The sequence below is a fragment of the Paraburkholderia sp. J8-2 genome (genome assembly GCF_905220195.1).
Taxonomy (GTDB): domain Bacteria; phylum Pseudomonadota; class Gammaproteobacteria; order Burkholderiales; family Burkholderiaceae; genus Paraburkholderia.
On sequence record NZ_CAJMZA010000015.1, the window covers coordinates 23,666 to 39,307 of the forward strand.

Annotated in this window: 13 protein-coding genes; 5 read left to right on the forward strand and 8 right to left on the reverse strand. The window is 67.2% G+C overall.

The window, feature by feature from the left end; translation table 11 throughout:
- Positions 1-80 precede the first annotated feature (80 nt).
- Positions 81-539, forward strand: coding sequence for a CopD family protein (locus U5A52_RS26845; protein WP_201693629.1), 459 nt, complete (start codon positions 81-83; stop codon positions 537-539).
- 65 nt (positions 540-604) lie between these two features.
- Here the strand turns inward: U5A52_RS26845 and U5A52_RS26850 are convergent, their stop codons facing one another.
- Positions 605-1,555: a LysR family transcriptional regulator gene (locus U5A52_RS26850; protein WP_321914752.1), complete on the reverse strand. Its 951-nt coding sequence runs from the start codon at positions 1,553-1,555 to the stop codon at positions 605-607.
- 151 nt (positions 1,556-1,706) lie between these two features.
- Between U5A52_RS26850 and U5A52_RS26855 the strand changes: the two genes are divergently transcribed.
- From U5A52_RS26855 to U5A52_RS26865, 3 genes are read left to right on the forward strand one after another with little or no spacing between them, the layout of a single operon-like run.
- Positions 1,707-3,026, forward strand: a complete 1,320-nt coding sequence (locus tag U5A52_RS26855; RefSeq protein WP_321936803.1) for an MFS transporter — start codon at positions 1,707-1,709, stop codon at positions 3,024-3,026.
- 45 nt (positions 3,027-3,071) lie between these two features.
- Positions 3,072-4,331, forward strand: a complete 1,260-nt coding sequence (locus U5A52_RS26860; protein WP_321936804.1) for a Zn-dependent hydrolase — start codon at positions 3,072-3,074, stop codon at positions 4,329-4,331.
- A 23-nt stretch (positions 4,332-4,354) separates the two neighbouring features.
- The gene (locus tag U5A52_RS26865) at positions 4,355-5,377 is read left to right on the forward strand and encodes a histone deacetylase family protein (RefSeq protein WP_321936805.1); all 1,023 of its coding nucleotides are present in this window, start codon (positions 4,355-4,357) and stop codon (positions 5,375-5,377) included.
- Between the two features lie 20 nt (positions 5,378-5,397).
- On the opposite strand, the gene U5A52_RS26870 is transcribed toward U5A52_RS26865, so the two are convergent.
- The 7 genes from U5A52_RS26870 to U5A52_RS26900 all read right to left on the reverse strand — a co-directional run bounded on the left by U5A52_RS26870 (position 5,398) and on the right by U5A52_RS26900 (position 13,872).
- On the reverse strand, positions 5,398-6,615 hold the full coding sequence (locus tag U5A52_RS26870; RefSeq protein ID WP_321936806.1) for a chromate transporter: 1,218 nt from the start codon (positions 6,613-6,615) through the stop codon (positions 5,398-5,400).
- 112 nt (positions 6,616-6,727) lie between these two features.
- Positions 6,728-9,100, reverse strand: coding sequence for an EAL domain-containing protein (locus U5A52_RS26875; protein ID WP_321914747.1), 2,373 nt, complete (start codon positions 9,098-9,100; stop codon positions 6,728-6,730).
- A 314-nt stretch (positions 9,101-9,414) separates the two neighbouring features.
- Positions 9,415-10,293, reverse strand: coding sequence for a PhzF family phenazine biosynthesis protein (locus tag U5A52_RS26880; protein ID WP_321936807.1), 879 nt, complete (start codon positions 10,291-10,293; stop codon positions 9,415-9,417).
- Between the two features lie 127 nt (positions 10,294-10,420).
- Entirely contained in the window at positions 10,421-10,885 is a 465-nt protein-coding gene (locus U5A52_RS26885; RefSeq protein ID WP_321914745.1) for a RidA family protein, read from the reverse strand.
- A 51-nt stretch (positions 10,886-10,936) separates the two neighbouring features.
- Entirely contained in the window at positions 10,937-12,145 is a 1,209-nt protein-coding gene (locus U5A52_RS26890) for a PLP-dependent aminotransferase family protein (protein WP_321914744.1), read from the reverse strand.
- 109 nt (positions 12,146-12,254) lie between these two features.
- Positions 12,255-13,160 carry a DMT family transporter gene (locus tag U5A52_RS26895; protein WP_321936808.1) on the reverse strand — a complete coding sequence of 302 codons (906 nt, stop codon included), beginning with the start codon at positions 13,158-13,160 and terminating at the stop codon, positions 12,255-12,257.
- Positions 13,161-13,182: 22 nt separating this feature from the next.
- Entirely contained in the window at positions 13,183-13,872 is a 690-nt protein-coding gene (locus U5A52_RS26900; RefSeq protein WP_321936809.1) for a VOC family protein, read from the reverse strand.
- 191 nt (positions 13,873-14,063) lie between these two features.
- Between U5A52_RS26900 and U5A52_RS26905 the strand changes: the two genes are divergently transcribed.
- Positions 14,064-15,569, forward strand: a complete 1,506-nt coding sequence (locus U5A52_RS26905) for a PLP-dependent aminotransferase family protein (protein WP_321914740.1) — start codon at positions 14,064-14,066, stop codon at positions 15,567-15,569.
- The last annotated feature ends 73 nt before the right edge of the window (positions 15,570-15,642 follow it).

Here is a 15,642-nt window from a genome sequence, read left to right on the forward strand (position 1 = left end):
GCGAATCGCTGCGCGGCATGGAATAATGCCGCGCACAACGGCTCGCGCCGCATAATTACACGTTACGAGGAAATACAAGCATGGGCCACGCGATCGCAGTCGCGCTCTTTCTGCATCTGCTGGGCGTCGCCGTCTGGGTGGGCGGCATGATCTTCGCGCACTTCTGTCTGCGCCCGGCGCTCGAGGACCTCTCGCCGCAACTGCGCCTGCCGCTCATTGAATCGGTGTTCGGCCGCTTCTTCAACTGGGTGGGCGTCTCGGTCATCGTGATCCTGCTTTCCGGCGGCTTCCTGCTCATGCAACTCGGCGGCGAGCACGCCACCTGGCAACTGCATGCCATGGCGGGTCTCGGCGTGCTGATGATGCTGATCTTCGGCCACATCCGCTTCGCCGTGTTTCCGCGCATTCGCCGCGCCGTGCAGGCGCAGAAGTGGCCCGACGGTGCGCGCGCCGTGGGCACCGTGCGCCGGCTCGTTGTCATCAATCTCGTGCTAGGCATCGTGACGATCGGCGTTGCCGTGCTCGCGCGCGGGTTCTGATCCGCGCTTCATTTCCGCGCTAGTTTTCGTTCCACCCGCAACGTTCGCGGCCCGCGCCTGAGGATCTACAGGCGCTCCGCGAGCGCATGGCGCTGCATGCAGCGCTCCATCGCATCGAAGAACGCTTCTTCGGCCGCATTGCGCTTGCGCTCGCGATGCCACAGCAAGTGGATGTCGACGTCCACGAGCCCTTCCTCCGGCGGCAGCCGCCACAGGCGCTGCCGCGCCAGATCGTCCCGCACCGTATGCTCGGGCAGGCAGCCAATGCCATAGCCCGCGAAGATCAGCCGCCGCACTTCATCGAGACTCGGTGACGACGCCACGATGCGCCCCGTGAAGCCGCGCTGATCGCGAAACACCGTGAGCGGCGAGAGGCTGTCGCCGATCTGGTCGCTCGTGAAGGAGACAAAGTTCTCCGCGAGCAGATCGTCCATCGTCAGTTGCGAAAGCCCGAAGAGCCGGTGATGCCGGCCGCAGAACATCGCATAGCGCTGGCGCAGGAAGCAGCGCATGTCGAGCTTGTCGATGGGCGTGCGGCACAGGCTCAAGCCCGCGGTCGCGGTTTTCTGCAGCAGCGACGAGATGATGTCCGACGAGCGCATGACCTCGATCTGCAGGTCGACGCGCGGGTAGGCCGTGTGGAATTCGGCGAGAAATTCGTCGTACACGCGCGACTCGATGCGGCTCACCGTGAGCAGGCGGATCGAGCCGGTGATGTCGGCGGTGCGCTCGTCGAGCCCGGTTTCGAGCTGGGAAATCGTGCCGTAGATGTCGCTCGCAATGCGATAGACCTCTTCGCCCGCTTCGGTCGGCACGAACTGCGCGCCGCGCCGCTCGATGAGCTTGCGCCCGAGCGCGTCTTCGAGGCGCTTGAGCGCCTGGCTCACGGCCGGCTGGGTGACGTACAGGCGCGCGGCCGCGCGGCTCAGGCTGCGCTCCTGCATGATCGCGAGATAGGTGCGCAGCAGGTTCCAGTCGAGACGGTCGTTGAGAAAGCGGGTGGTGTCGGCGCGCATGGGCGATCTCCCGGCGCGGGGCTGCGCCACGGGTATTAGCTAAATTTATGCACTGAATAATAACGCGAAATTTGACTAATGATTTGTGGCTGGCGATAAAGCGTGCATGCAACACGAATTCATCTCAAACGCGCCTGAAGGAGACCGACGCATGCCTAACCCACAACCCGGCACCCGCCAGCCGGTGCGCGCCGCCGCCGCGGCGTTCATCGGCACGATGATCGAGTGGTACGACTTCTACATCTACGCCACGGCCGCCGCGCTCGTGTTCGGCGAGCTGTATTTCCCTTCCGAAGACCGCTTCGTGAGCACGATGGCGTCGTTCGCGACTTTCGCCGTCGGCTTTTTCGCGCGCCCGCTGGGCGGCCTGATCTTCGGCCACCTCGGCGACCGCATTGGCCGCAAGAAGGCGCTCATGACCACGCTGATGATGATGGGCGTCGCCACCGTGTGTGTCGGCCTGCTGCCTTCGTACGCGAGCGTCGGCATGCTCGCGCCCGTGCTGCTCGTGCTGCTGCGCGTGGTGCAGGGCATCGCCGTGGGCGGCGAGTGGGGCGGCGCCGTGCTGATGGCGGGCGAGCACGCGCCCGAAGGCCGCCGCACGTTCTTCGCTTCGTTTGCGCAGCTGGGTTCGCCCGCGGGGCTCATTCTCTCGCTGCTGGCGTTCCGCTCGGTCACCTCGCTCGAGAAGGCCGACTTTCTTTCGTGGGGCTGGCGTCTGCCGTTTCTCGTTTCGGCGGTGCTGCTCGTGGTCGGCATCTTGATCCGACTCGGCGTGAACGAGTCGCCCGAGTTCGAGAAGCTCAAGGATCAGCGCCGCACGCTCAAGCTGCCCGTCGCCGAAGTGTTCCGCTCGGCGTGGGGCCTCGTGCTGCTGTGCATCGGCGCGAATACCATCGGCATTGCGGGCGTGTACTTCACCAACACGTTCATGATCGCGTACACCACCCAGTACGTCGGCATCACGCGCTCGCTCATTCTCGATTGCCTGTTCGCGGTCGCGATTATCCAGTTCCTCGTGCAGCCGCTCGCCGCCTGGCTCGCGGAACGCATGGGCGGGGCGCGTTTCCTCAAGTGCGCCGCTATCGCCGCGATGTTCTCGCCATATCCGATGTTCGTGCTCGTGCAAAGCGGCAAGGTCGTGCCGATGGTGATCGGCATCGCGATCGCGGTGGTCTGCATGGCGAGCTTCTATTCGGTGATCGCGGGCTTCGTTTCGGGTGTGTTCGCAACGCGCGTGCGCTACTCCGCGATCTCGCTCTCTTACCAGGTGTGCGGCGCGATCGCGGGCGGCCTCACGCCGCTCGTCGGCACGTGGCTCGCGCATCGCTATGTGGGGCAGTGGTGGCCGCTCGCCGTGTTCTATACGTGCCTCGCGGGCGTCTCGCTGCTGTGCATCGTCGCGCTCGACGCGCGCCGCCACGCCCATGCGCATGACGAAGCAGCAGCCGAAGCGCTGAGCGCGCACTGATGCTGCGCAGGTGTACTGATTAGTTCGACTGAAATGGATGGACCGATGAAAGACCTTTTGCAGATCGACGGCCCGCGCCTGTGGGCGAGCCTCATGGAGATGGCGCGCATTGGCGCGACGGCGGGCGGCGGCGTGCGCCGTCTCGCGCTCACGGAAGAAGACCGGCGCGGACGCGACCTGTTCGCGCGCTGGTGCCGCGAGGCGGGCATGACGGTGTGGACCGACGAAGTGGGGAACCTGTTCGCGCGGCGCGAGGGCGATGACGCGCAGGCCGCGCCCGTGCTGATGGGCAGCCACCTCGACACGCAGCCCGAAGGTGGCCGCTTCGACGGGGTGTACGGCGTGCTCGCCGCGCTCGAAGTCGTGCGCGCGCTCAACGACGCGGGTGCGCGCACCGTGAAGCCCATCGAGATTTGCTCGTGGACCAACGAGGAGGGCGCGCGCTTCACGCCGGCGATGCTGGGCTCGGCCGTGTTCGCGGGCGCGATAACGCTGGCGGACGCACTGGCGCGCAAGGACGCCGACGGCGTAACGCTCGGCGCTGCGCTCGATGCATGCGGCGCGCGCGGCACGCGAGCCGTGCAAGGCGTGGCCGTCGACGCCTACTTCGAGGCGCATATCGAGCAGGGCCCGATACTGGAGGCGAACGGCACGACCATCGGCGTCGTGACGGGTGGCCAGGCGATCCGCTGGTTCGACGTGAGCGTGACGGGCGTGGCCGCGCACGCGGGCACGACGCCCATGCGCTATCGCAAGGACGCGTGGTTCGGCGCGGCGCACATGTCGCTCGAGATCGAGCGCGTGATGGCGCGCTACGCGCCGCTTGGTCTCGTGACGATCGGCCAGGCGCAGATCGCGAACTCGTCGCGCAACACGATCGCGGCGAATCTGACCTTCACGGTCGATCTGCGCCATCCCGACGACGCGCAGCTCGACGCGATGGAGCGCGACTTGCGCGCGCTATGCGAACAGGTGGCCACGGCGCGTGGCCTGGGCGTGCAGATCGCGCATTGCTGGACGAGCCCGGCGACGCCGTTCGACGCGCAGTGCGTCGCACTGGTGGCCGAAGCGACGCAGCGCTTTGGCTATCCGCACGAGCGTATCGTGAGCGGTGCGGGCCACGACGCGATCCACCTCGCGCGTTACTGTCCAACCGCGATGGTGTTCATCCCCTGCGTAGGCGGCTTGTCGCACAACGAAGCCGAAGACGCCCTGCCGGAAGACGTCACGGCTGGCGCGAACGTGCTGCTCAACGCCGTTGCGGCGCGTGCGGGCGTGCGCGTCGCTGTCGCCGCCACCGCGTGAAACAAATAGAAGGAGAACTGAACATGAAAACCTGGTTCCACCCCGATCAGCTGCTGCACCGTCCGCGCGCCTATTTTTCGCGCGGCCAGCTGCGTGAGCCGCAGGAAGTGCCGCAGCGCGCCGAGCATCTCGTTGCCGCGGCGCGCTCGCTCGGCTTCGACGTAGCGGCGCCCGCCGACTTCGGCACGGCGCCCATCGCCGCCGTGCACGACATGAACTATCTGCGCTTTCTCGAAGAAGCGCACACCGAATGGAAGCGCGTGCCCGAAGACTGGGGCGAAGAAGTGATGTCGAACATCTACGTGCGCGAGCCGAATCCGCTGCGCGGCGTACTCGCGCAGGCGGCGCGCTATCTCGCGGACGGCAGTTGCCCCGTGGGGGCGAACACGTGGCGCGCGGCCTACTGGTCGGCGCAAAGTGCGTTGGCGGCAGCGGCGTGCGTGAACGAAGGCGCGCGCGAGTCGTATGCGCTGTCACGTCCGCCCGGCCATCATGCACGCGCGGACGCGGCGGGCGGCTTCTGCTATCTGAACAACGCGGCTATCGCTGCGCAGTCGCTGCGCAGCCGCTTCAAGCGCGTGGCGATCCTCGACACCGACATGCACCACGGCCAGGGCGTGCAGGAAATCTTCTATGGCCGCAGCGACGTGCTCTACATCTCGATACATGGCGACCCGACCAACTTCTATCCGGTGGTCGCGGGCTACGAGGACGAGCGCGGCCATGGCGCGGGCGAGGGCTACAACGTCAATCTGCCGATGCCGCACGGCGCATCCGAGGCGGTGTTCTTCGAGCGCGTGGAGGCGGCGCTGCGCGCGCTCAAGCGCTTCGAGCCGGACGCGCTCGTGCTTGCGCTCGGCTTCGACATCTACAAGGACGATCCGCAGTCGAAGGTTGCCGTGAGCACCGAAGGCTTCGGGCGGCTCGGCACGGCGATCGGCGCGCTCGGCCTGCCTTCGGTCATCGTGCAGGAAGGCGGCTACCACCTCGAAAGCCTCGAAGACAACGCGCGCGCGTTCTTTGGCGGCTTGATGGGAGCACGCTGATCAGCGCGTGATGCCGCGTTTCAGGCCCAAAGCAGCCACGCCCCGCACGCGAGCCCGACCGTCGCGTAGACCGCGTAAGCGGGGAGCTTGAGCTTGCCAAAGCACATCGCCGAGAACACGGCCGTCAGCAGATACGACGGATGCGGCGGCACGTGCCGCGCGATATGCCAGACGGCGATGGCGAGAAACGCGGTAGTCGCCGCGCGCAGCACGCGCATGGCGTGCTCGAAGCGCGGGTTCGCCTTCATGCGATGCAGGTGCCGCCGCGCGAGCACGACGAGGCAGCCCGAAGGCACGAAGAGCGCGAGCGTGGCGACGAGCGCGCCGACCCAGCCATCCACGAGATAGCCGAAGAAGGGCACCACGTTCAAGAGCGGCCCCGGCGAAAGCGGCGAGAGCGTGAACGCCAGCGTGAAGTCGTCGTTGGTGATGCCCACCGCCGGCGTGACGAACAGCGTTTTCAATACGGGCAGCGCGGAAAAGCCGCCCCCGAACAACGTCATGCCCGCGCCCGCGAGACGCGGCCAGAGCAGCGCTGCGTCGAGTGGGTGTGGCAGCGGCAGCGCGAACACGACGATCAGCGCCGCAAGCGCGGCGAGCAACTGCACGTCGCGCCGCGTCACGCGCAATTCGAGCCGCTGCGAAGGCACCGGGCTCGCGAGCCAGCCCGCGGCAAACGCGACAAGCAGAATCGCCACGTAGGCCGCGGCGCTTGCGGCGAGCGCGAGCGTCGCACAAGCCGCGAGCGCCACGCCCCATTCGAGCGGGCCGCGTACGAGCGCGCGGGTTTGACGGTACCAGGTTACGCCAATCAGCATGGCGAGCACGACGCTGAAATGGTCGAGCAGCGTGCGTGAGGCAATCGAGTGCACGAGCGGCGTGCGATAGAAGACGGCGAACGCCGTCATCAGCGCGAAGAACGGCAGCACGCTTGCCACGCCCGCGATCCAGGCACCCGCGCGCCCGCGCAGCGCGTGGCCGAGTTGCACCGCGACGTTGCAGCCCACCGGCCCCGGCACCATCCAGGCGAGCGCCACCAGATCCGAGAACGCGGTTGGCGTGAGCCGCGCTTCGCGCTCCACGTAGTGCTGCTCCAGTTGCGCCATCAGCGCGAGGCCGCCCCACGAGACCGCGGAAACGGTCAGCACAACGCGAAAGAGCGTCAGGAGCGGTTCATCGTTGTCGCGGAATGTGCCTGTACCAGGGGCCGCGATCGCTTCGTCGGTGCGAGTTTGCATGGCTGCATCATGCGTGCGAGGGGGCGTGGGCGTCTGTGCGCGAAAGCACGCGGCTCGCGGAAGTCACCAGAAAGTGCGCAGAAAATGGGCCCAACCTGCGCAATGACACACGTCAGCGCGATTGCGGTGCGTCGCTCAGGCGCTCGTTGCGGTGATCTTCGCGAGCGGCTTGTGCGCCAGGCTGCGTTGCGCTGCACACGCCGAAGCGCTCGATCAGCGCGGCCACGCCTTCGACCGGCACGGGGCGCGAGAACAGGAAGCCCTGCGCCTCGATCGGCCCGAGCGCGGAGAGCCATGCGATCTGCTCTTCGGTTTCGGTGCCCTCTACGACCACCGTGAGCCCGAGCGAGCGCGCAAGGTTGACGATCGCGGAGACCATCACGCACACGCTGCGGTCCGCGGGAATGGCTTGCACGAACGAGCGGTCGACCTTGAGCGTGTCGACGGCGAAGCGGTTCAGGTAGGAGAGCGACGAATAACCGGTGCCGAAGTCGTCGAGCGCGACGCGCACGCCAAGACGCTTCAACGCGAAGATCTTCTCCGACACCAGCTCCGGGTACTCCATCATCGCGGTTTCGGTGATCTCGAGTTCGAGCCGGTGCGCGGCGATGCCGGTTTCTTCGATGGCGTGCGCCACGGTCTCGTAGAGGTCGCCTCGCCAGAATTGCACCGCCGAAATGTTGATGGCGAGCGTGAGCGACTCATAGCCTTGCTGCTGCCACTGAGCGAGCTGGGCGCAGGCGGTGCGGATCACGAAATCGCCCACAGGCACGATGAGGCCCGTGGATTCGGCCACCGGAATGAATTCGCCCGCGGGAATGAGCCCGTATTGCGGATGGTTCCAGCGCACGAGCGCCTCGAAGCCCGTGATGCAGCGCCGGCGCAAATCGATCTTCGGCTGGTAGGCGAGAAAGAGCTGGTCCTCGGCGAGCGCAACGCGCAACTGCTGCTCCCACTTCATCAGGTGGTCGGCGCGGTGTGCGAGCTGCGGCGAGTAGAAGCGGAAACAGTTGCGTCCGGCCTCCTTCGCGGCGTACATCGCAAGGTCGGCCTTCTTGAGCAGATCGATTTCGCTCTCGTGCGCGACGGCGAAGAGCGCGATGCCGGTGCTCGCATGCAGCACGAACGCACTGCCGCGCACGTCGAACGGATGAGTGAACGCGGCATTGGTCGCTTCGGCGAGCGCGATGGCGCGCTTTTCGATGTCGTCGCCCTTCACGATCACCACGAACTCGTCGCCGCCGATGCGCGCGAGCGTGCCCGCGCCGCCCACGGCGTCGGCAAGGCGCGCGGCGCTCATCTGCAGCACGATGTCGCCGGCGTTGTGGCCGAGCGTGTCGTTGACGGTCTTGAAGTTGTCGAGGTCGATGAAGAGAATGGCGAGACGCCCGAGGTTGCCTGGCTGCGAGACTTCGTGACGCAGACGTTGCAGCGTGGCGTAGCGGTTGGGCAGGCCCGTGAGCAGGTCGTACTGCACGAGTTGCGACATTTCGCGCTCGCGCCCGAGCAGCTTGCCGATCAACCCCGTGGCCACGGCGAAGAACGACAGCATGGCGAGCGAGATGAACGTCGCCATCATCAGGTAGACGTCGCGCGTGTGGTTGTAGTCGGCGAACTCCTCGGCTTGCGAGAGACCGACCAGCACGGCGAGCGGATAACCGTCGATATGGCGATACGAGACAATGCGCGTGACGTGATCGATCGGGTCGACATAGGTGCCCGATACGTGCTCCGAGATCGGATACACGCCGCTCGCCGAGAACGTGCCGTTCGCACGTTCGGCGCTGCCAGTGCGGCGCGCGAGCACGGCGCCGCTGTCCGAGATCACGGCGATCACGCCGTCACGGCCGATCGCCGCGTTGTTGTAGAAGTCGCTCGTGAAATAGCTCGGGTCTTCCGACACGACCACGACGCCCGCGAACGAGCCGTCCGGGTGATTGAGGCGGCGCGTCATCTGCAGGGTCCAGTGGCCGGACACGCGGCCGAGCACCGGCTTGCTGATAAAGAGCTGATCGTCGTTCTCGTGCTCGTGCACCCTGAAGTGCTCGCGGTCCGAGAGATCGATGGGCTTGGGGTTCGGGTCGGCCGTATTGGCAACGAGCTTGCCGTGCTCGTCGATGATCGACACCTGCACGAGCGAGTCGCTCTGCACCACGCCCTTCTCGACCGTGCTCGCGAGATCGAAGCGGCCCGGCGACTTCTCGAACTCGTACTTCACGAAGCGCGTGATCTGGTCGACCTGGTGGATCGCCTTGACGGTGTGCTGTTCGAGCGCCGCCGAGAGGATCGCCGCCGAGGCCGTGGCCTCGCGCAGGGTCGCTTCCTTCTCGACCGAGAGGCGCGTGAAGATCACCGCCCAAAGCAGCAAGAGCACCAGCACGCCGAGCAGCGGAATGGCAAGCAACGCGCGCGGGCGCGTGTATGCCGGGCCAGGCGCGTTGCGCAGGCTCGAATCGCGCGAGAACGGACCCCGCGTGGCGCTCATCTCGGCCGCCGTAGGCGCGTGAGTTCGCACCGCGGATGCGGTGGGCAGAACGGCAACGATGCGCTCAGTTGAGTCGGCGGCATGAATAACGGGTGGCTGGGGAATACGCGCATTGCGCGTGAGCAATGAACGCCGGACGCGTCATGCGTCCGATGTTTCGATATTAATGGTTGGGGAATGATTAAGGAAGCTGTGGTCCCCCGGGTATACGCGAGGGTTACCTCAACACGCGCGCGATGCCCATGTGCGGTGCATAGATGCGCAGCGGCGCATGGTGGGCCATGCACCATGCATGAGAAGGGCGCTGCTGGCGCTTAGCCGAGCTGGCAGGTTCCGTCGACGACGGTTAATGAATGACCGCCAATCCAGATCTTGTTCGCCGCATCGTCATATTCGACGTGCACGCGCCCGTCGCGCCCGAGCGCCGTGCCCTGGCGCACCGTATAGCGGGCGCCCGGACGCCGGTTCTGCTGTGCGAGCAGCATGGCGATGGCAGCGTTCGCGCTGCCGGTCACGGGGTCTTCGCCCTTGCCGAGGCCCGTCATCAGGCAGCGCACTTCGAAGGTGGCGGGGCCGCCGGCCTCATGCGGGCCATAGGCGGCCACGCCGTGCGCGCCCACGCTCGCGGCCACGGCTTCGATCGCCGCATAGTCCACGTCGAGCGCGAGCACCGCTTGCGCCGATGCGAGGCGCACGACGAACCACGGCGCGCCGTTATCGACGCCGCAAGGCGTCGCCGTGAAGTCGATGGCTTGCGAGCGAAGCGCAGTGCGCAACGCATCGAACTGCGCGGCGGCGAGCGGCGTGATCCGCGCGGGCGGCGCGGCGAAAGCCCATGCGCCGTTCTCGCCTGCTGCCAGGTCGATGAGACCGGCGCCGCATTCCTGCACGAGGCGGCCCGGCGTTTTCGGCGTGCGGCCGCTTTCGAGGAACGCGTGCGCAGTGCCGAGCGTCGGGTGGCCCGCGAAGGGCAGCTCGCCCTTGGTCGTGAAGATGCGCACGCGATAGTCGGCGCGCACGTCGGTCGGGGCGAGCAGGAAGCTGGTTTCCGAGAGATTCGTCCAGCGCGCGATGGCCTGCATTGCGTCGCCGCTCAAGCCATCGGCGTCGAACACCACGGCGAGCGGGTTGCCTTTGAAGGGTACCGACGTGAAGACGTCGACCTGTTTGAAGCGGACGCTGTGCAGGGTCATGGCGGGACGATCGTAGAGGGGGAGGGGTGGCGCGAGAAGATGCGCCCGATTGCGCGAACGCGCAACAGAAGACTGCGTGAAAGTGCGCGGACCTTGATGCAGGCCCGCGCACGTTACCAAAGCTTGCTTACTCGACTTCGGCGATCAGCTCGATCTCGACGCACGCGCCAAGCGGAATCTGCGCGACGCCGAACGCCGAACGTGCATGCTTGCCCTTCTCGCCGAATACGTCGGCGATCAGCTCCGAAGCGCCGTTCGTGACGATGTGCTGCTCGGTGAACGTGAGTGTCGAGTTCACGAGGCTCATGAGCTTGACCACGCGCTTGACCTTGTTGAGGTCGCCCGTGTGGGCATGCAGCGTGGCGATCAGGTCGATCGCGATCGAGCGTGCGGCAGCCTTGCCTTCTTCGGTCGTGAGCGACTCGCCGAGTTTGCCGGCCCACACCTTGCCGTCCTTCTTCGCGATGTGACCCGACAGGTACACCGTGTTGCCGCTCTGGGCGCTCATCACGTAAGCCGCGGCGGGTGCGCCTGCCTGGGGCAGGGTGATGCCGAGCTGTTCGAGACGGTCGTAGATGTTGATGTCAGCCATGATCAGGATTCCTCGTTCGGGTATTGAGTCGGAAAAAACCTGCCGTGCCTATCAGGCGTGCGAGGCGTGCGCGCGGATCAGGGCCGCGAGCTTCGCGACGCCTTCTTCGATCTTCGCGGGCGGCACCGTGACGAACGACAGGCGCAGCTTGTTGTGTTGCGGCTCGTCGGCGAAGAACGGCGCGCCGGGCACGAAGGCCACGTTCTGCGCGACGGCTTCGGCGAGGAGCTTCATGCTGTCGATGTTCGAGGGCAGCGTCACCCAGATGAACATGCCGCCTTCGGGGCGGTTCCAGCTCACGCCTTCGGGCATGTTGCGCTTGAGCGAGTCGAGCATCGCCTCGCACTGGTTGCGATAGAGCGCGCGCACCTTCGGGATGTGCGTGTCGAGGAAGCCGTCCTTCACCACCTCGTAGACGATGCGCTGCGTGAAGGTCGGCGTGTGGAGGTCGGTGGCCTGCTTGGCCTGCACGAGCTTGAAGTGCAGATCTTCGGGCGCAATGATGTAGCCGAGGCGCAGGCCCGGCGCCAGGATCTTCGAGAACGAGCCGAGATGCACGACATGCTCGGGCGCGAGCGAGTGGACCGTGGGCAGCGGTTCGCCCGCGTAGAGCAGCGCGCCGTAGGGATCGTCTTCGATCACGGGGAAGGGCGCGCGCTTCGCGAACTCCGCGAGCGCCTGGCGGCGCTCGAGCGGCAGGCGGCGGCCCGTGGGGTTCTGGAAGTTCGGGATCGCGTAGAGCAGGCGCGCGCCAGCCGTCAGCTCGGGCGTGAGGCCTTCGGGCACGAGGCCCTTTTCGTCGGTCGGGACCTGGACGTACTTCGGCTCGTAAAGCGAGAACGACTGCAGCGCGCCGAGGTAGGTGGGCGTTTCCACGAGCACGGGGCTATCGGTCGAAATCAGCACCTTGCCGAGCAGGTCGAGCGCCTGCTGCGAGCCCGTGGTGATGAGCACCTGAGAGGGGCGAACCTTCACGCCGCCCACCGAGTGGCGCGCGGCGATCCATTCGCGCAGCGGCATATAGCCTTCGGTCGCGCTGTACTGGAGCGCGGCTGCGGGGTCGTCGCGCAGGATGCGGTCGGCGGCGGCGCGCATTTCCTCGGCCGGGAAGCTGGCCGGCGCGGGCAGGCCGCCTGCGAACGAAATGACTTCGGGACGCTCGGTGACCTTCAGGATTTCGCGAATCGCCGAGCTGGTCAGCTTGATTGCACGCTCGGACAGTTGCCACGCGGGCGCGGCCTTGAGATCGCTCTGGTCCATGGGGTCTCCTTGTTGGGGTGGGGCGAGTGACGGATTCAGTGGCGGCATGGGGCGCGATCACGCGCCGCCGGATGCCGCCGAAAACCTTCGATTATGACGCGAAACCGGCTCATGCGCGCGCGGGCGCCGGGGCCGTGCGGATCGCCGCACGCCGGCCCAGCACCACGGTGGCGATCACGGCGGCCGCGTAGAGCCAGGCCGAGGGCGCAACCTGCTCGCCGAAAAAGAGCGCCGAGAACGCCATCGTGAAGAAAATCTGCAGCAGCTGCACCTGGCCCACGCGCGCCGTGCCGCCCATGGCGAGCCCCGCGTACCACGCGAAAAAGCCGATGAACTGCGAGAACACCGTGACGTAGCCGAAAGCGAGCCAGGTTTTCATCGCAACGGGGCCGGGATGCGCCACATGCTGCGCCCAGGCGAGCCAGCCGACCGGCAGCGCGAGGAATGGCGCCGAGACCACGAGCGCCCAGCAGATTACCTGCCAGCCGCCGAGCTGGCGTGCGAGGCGCGCGCCTTCGGCGTAGCCGAGCGCGCCGATGCCCACGGCGATGAGCATCCACGCATCGCCCGCGTGCAGTGCGCCGCCGCCGGCCTGGAGCGCGAACGCGACCACGAGCGCGCTGCCGATCAGCGCGCTGACCCAGAACGCCTTCGAGGGCCGTTCGTGCGAGAGCCACGCGGCGTAGATCGCCACGGCGAGCGGTTGGAGCCCATTGACGATGGCTCCATGCGAGGCCGGCACGGTCTTCATCGCAATGGCGGAAAACACCGGAAACGCGACGATTACGCCAAGCGACACCACGCCAAGGCTCTTGACCTGCGGCCAGGTGGGCCGTTTCTCGCGGCGGATGGCGAGCAGCAGCGCGGCCGGCACGGCGGCGGCGAGCGCGCGGCCCAGGCCGTTCAGGAGCGGATTGAATTCGGCGACGACGATGCGCGTCATCGGCAGGGTCAGGCTGAAGATCATGACGCCGATGAGGCCGAGCAGCATGCCTTGGGTTTCGCGTGCTTTCATGCGGGACTTTGCGCTCGACGGATCAACGTGCCGGCGCGCCGAGCGTGCGCGGACCGGACGGGGTTTCGAACTGCGCGACGAGCGCGGGCGAGAGGGCTTCCTCCACGGCGATCAAGTGCGTCGCGCCGAGCCACTGAAGCTGCTCGCGCACCGCTTGCGCTTGAGGGTGAAAGCCGGAGAGCGACGTGAGCGCGATGCCGGTGTCGGCCAGCACCTGCGACGGGTGATGGGCCGGATCCCACTGGATCAGCGAGGGCAGAATGCCGTCGCCCGCGCCTTGCCAGGCCGGGAACGCGCCGTCCCGCGGCACCGTGAGCTGCCACGAAAAATCGCCGCGCGTCATCGGCACGAGTTCGGGAATGCGCTGCGGATACTGTTCGCGCCAGCGCGCCAGGTTTTTCGGCGGATCGACGCGGGCGACCCAATGCGACAGATACGGCCCCTGTTCAAGGCGTGCCTGCACGGCGGGATCGTCGAGCGCGAACAGGCGTGCGCGGGCGTTCGCGTCGTTTTTCGCGGCGGGATCGATCGCGATGACTTCCAGGTAGACGCCGCCCCACAGCCCGAGCAGACGGTTGTGCGTGCGCATGAGCGGGTGCGCGCCGCCGCCCGCGGGCGCGACGCCGAGCGCGTCGCTCACGTACTGCACGCCTTCTTCCAGCGTGCGCGCGGCAACGACGAGGTGATCGAGGCGAAGCGGCGAGGCGTTCATGTCAGGACGGGGCGCGGAGTGATCTCGGGGCCGGAGCGAAGAGGGCGGAAGCGCGCGCCGCAACAGTGTGCCGACGCCTCCACCGAATCCTTACCGGTACGCATGCGATCAAATGTACCGGTATGGCTGCGGACAGTAACGGTACAATCGGCCCGATAGTGCTCTGTACAGTTCGAGTTCCGGGAGTCCTCATGTCCTCCGTCCCGCTAGACCAGATTCCCGCCCCGCACGACGCGGCCACGCTCACGCTCGTCGACCAGCTCGTGCAGTGGGGCCGCCGCCGCATCGAGGAGCGCGTGTTCCGCCCCGGCATGCGCATGCCGTCCATCCGCAAGCTCGCGCTCGACAAGGGCGTGTCGCGCTTCACGGTGGTCGAGGCGTACGAGCGTCTGGTCGCGCAGGGCTACCTCGACTCGCGGCGCGGTTCCGGTTTCTACGTGCGCGAGCGGCTGGCGCTCGTGGCGGGCGGCGAACGCGCGCCGGTGACGGCAGGCGCTGCGGTCCGTGCCGAGGGTGCGATGACCGCCGCCGCGCCCGCGCCGTCCACCATCGACGTGGTCTGGCTACTGCGCAACATGCTTCACACCTCCACGCGGCCGGAAAAAGGGCCGGGTCTGGGCTATCTGCCTGCTCGCTGGCTGGACGGTGAACTGCTGACCGGCGCAATGCGCTCGCTGGGCCGGCAGAGCGGCACGCAACTGCTCGGCTTCGGCTCGCCGCAAGGCTTTCTGCCGCTGCGCCAGCAGCTCCAGACGCGCATGGCGGAACTCGAGATCGGCGCGACGCCCGACCAGATCGTGCTCGTCTCGGGTATCACCCAGGCGATCGACCTGCTTGCGCGCATCTACGTGCAGCCCGGCGACACGGTGATCGTGGGCGACCCCGCGTGGTTCCAGATGTTCGGGCGCTTCGCCTCGCAGGGCGCGCGGCTCGTGGGCATGCCGTACACGCCCGACGGGCCGGACCTTGACGCGCTCGAAGCGCTGGTCGAAACCTGGCGGCCCAGGATGCTCGTGATCAACTCGGTGCTGCAAAACCCCACCGGCACGTCGCTCACGGCCGCACAAGCGTTCCGCATTCTGCGGCTGGCGGAACAGTACGACTTCATCGTCGTCGAAGACGATATCTACGGCGACCTCTGCCCGGCGGGCTATCCGGCCACGCGCCTCGCGAGCCTCGACCAGTTGCGCCGCGTGATCTATCTCGGCAGCTTTTCGAAGACGCTCGCCCCGAACCTGCGCGTGGGCTATATCGCGAGCGCGCTCGACGTGGCCCAAGCGGTGGCGGACCAGAAGATGCTCGTCGGCATGACGAGCCCGGAGCTCAACGAGCGCGTGCTCTACCGCGTGCTCACAGAGGGCCACTACCGGCGCCACGTGGAGCGCTTGCGCGGGCGGCTGGACGGCGTGCGCGACAAAGCGGCGCGCATGCTGGAGCGCGCCGGCTTGCGCCTTTTCGCGGCGCCCGGCGCAGGGATGTTCCTGTGGGCCGATACCGGCGTCGACGCGGACGCGCTCACCGCGGCGGGCCACGAAACGGGCTTCCTGCTCGCGCCGGGGAGCCTTTTTTCGCCGCATCAGTCGCCCACCACGTGGATGCGCTTCAACATCGCCAACTGCGGCGATCCGGCGCTGCCTGCATTCCTCGCCGACTATCTCGAAGGCGTGGCCCGGCGCGGCGGCGGCGCACAAGCGTGATTTCGCGGCCGGCGGCTCTTGAAACCGGCGCCGTCTGTCCCCAACTGCGCGTGCGGCGCGCCGCTGAGCACTT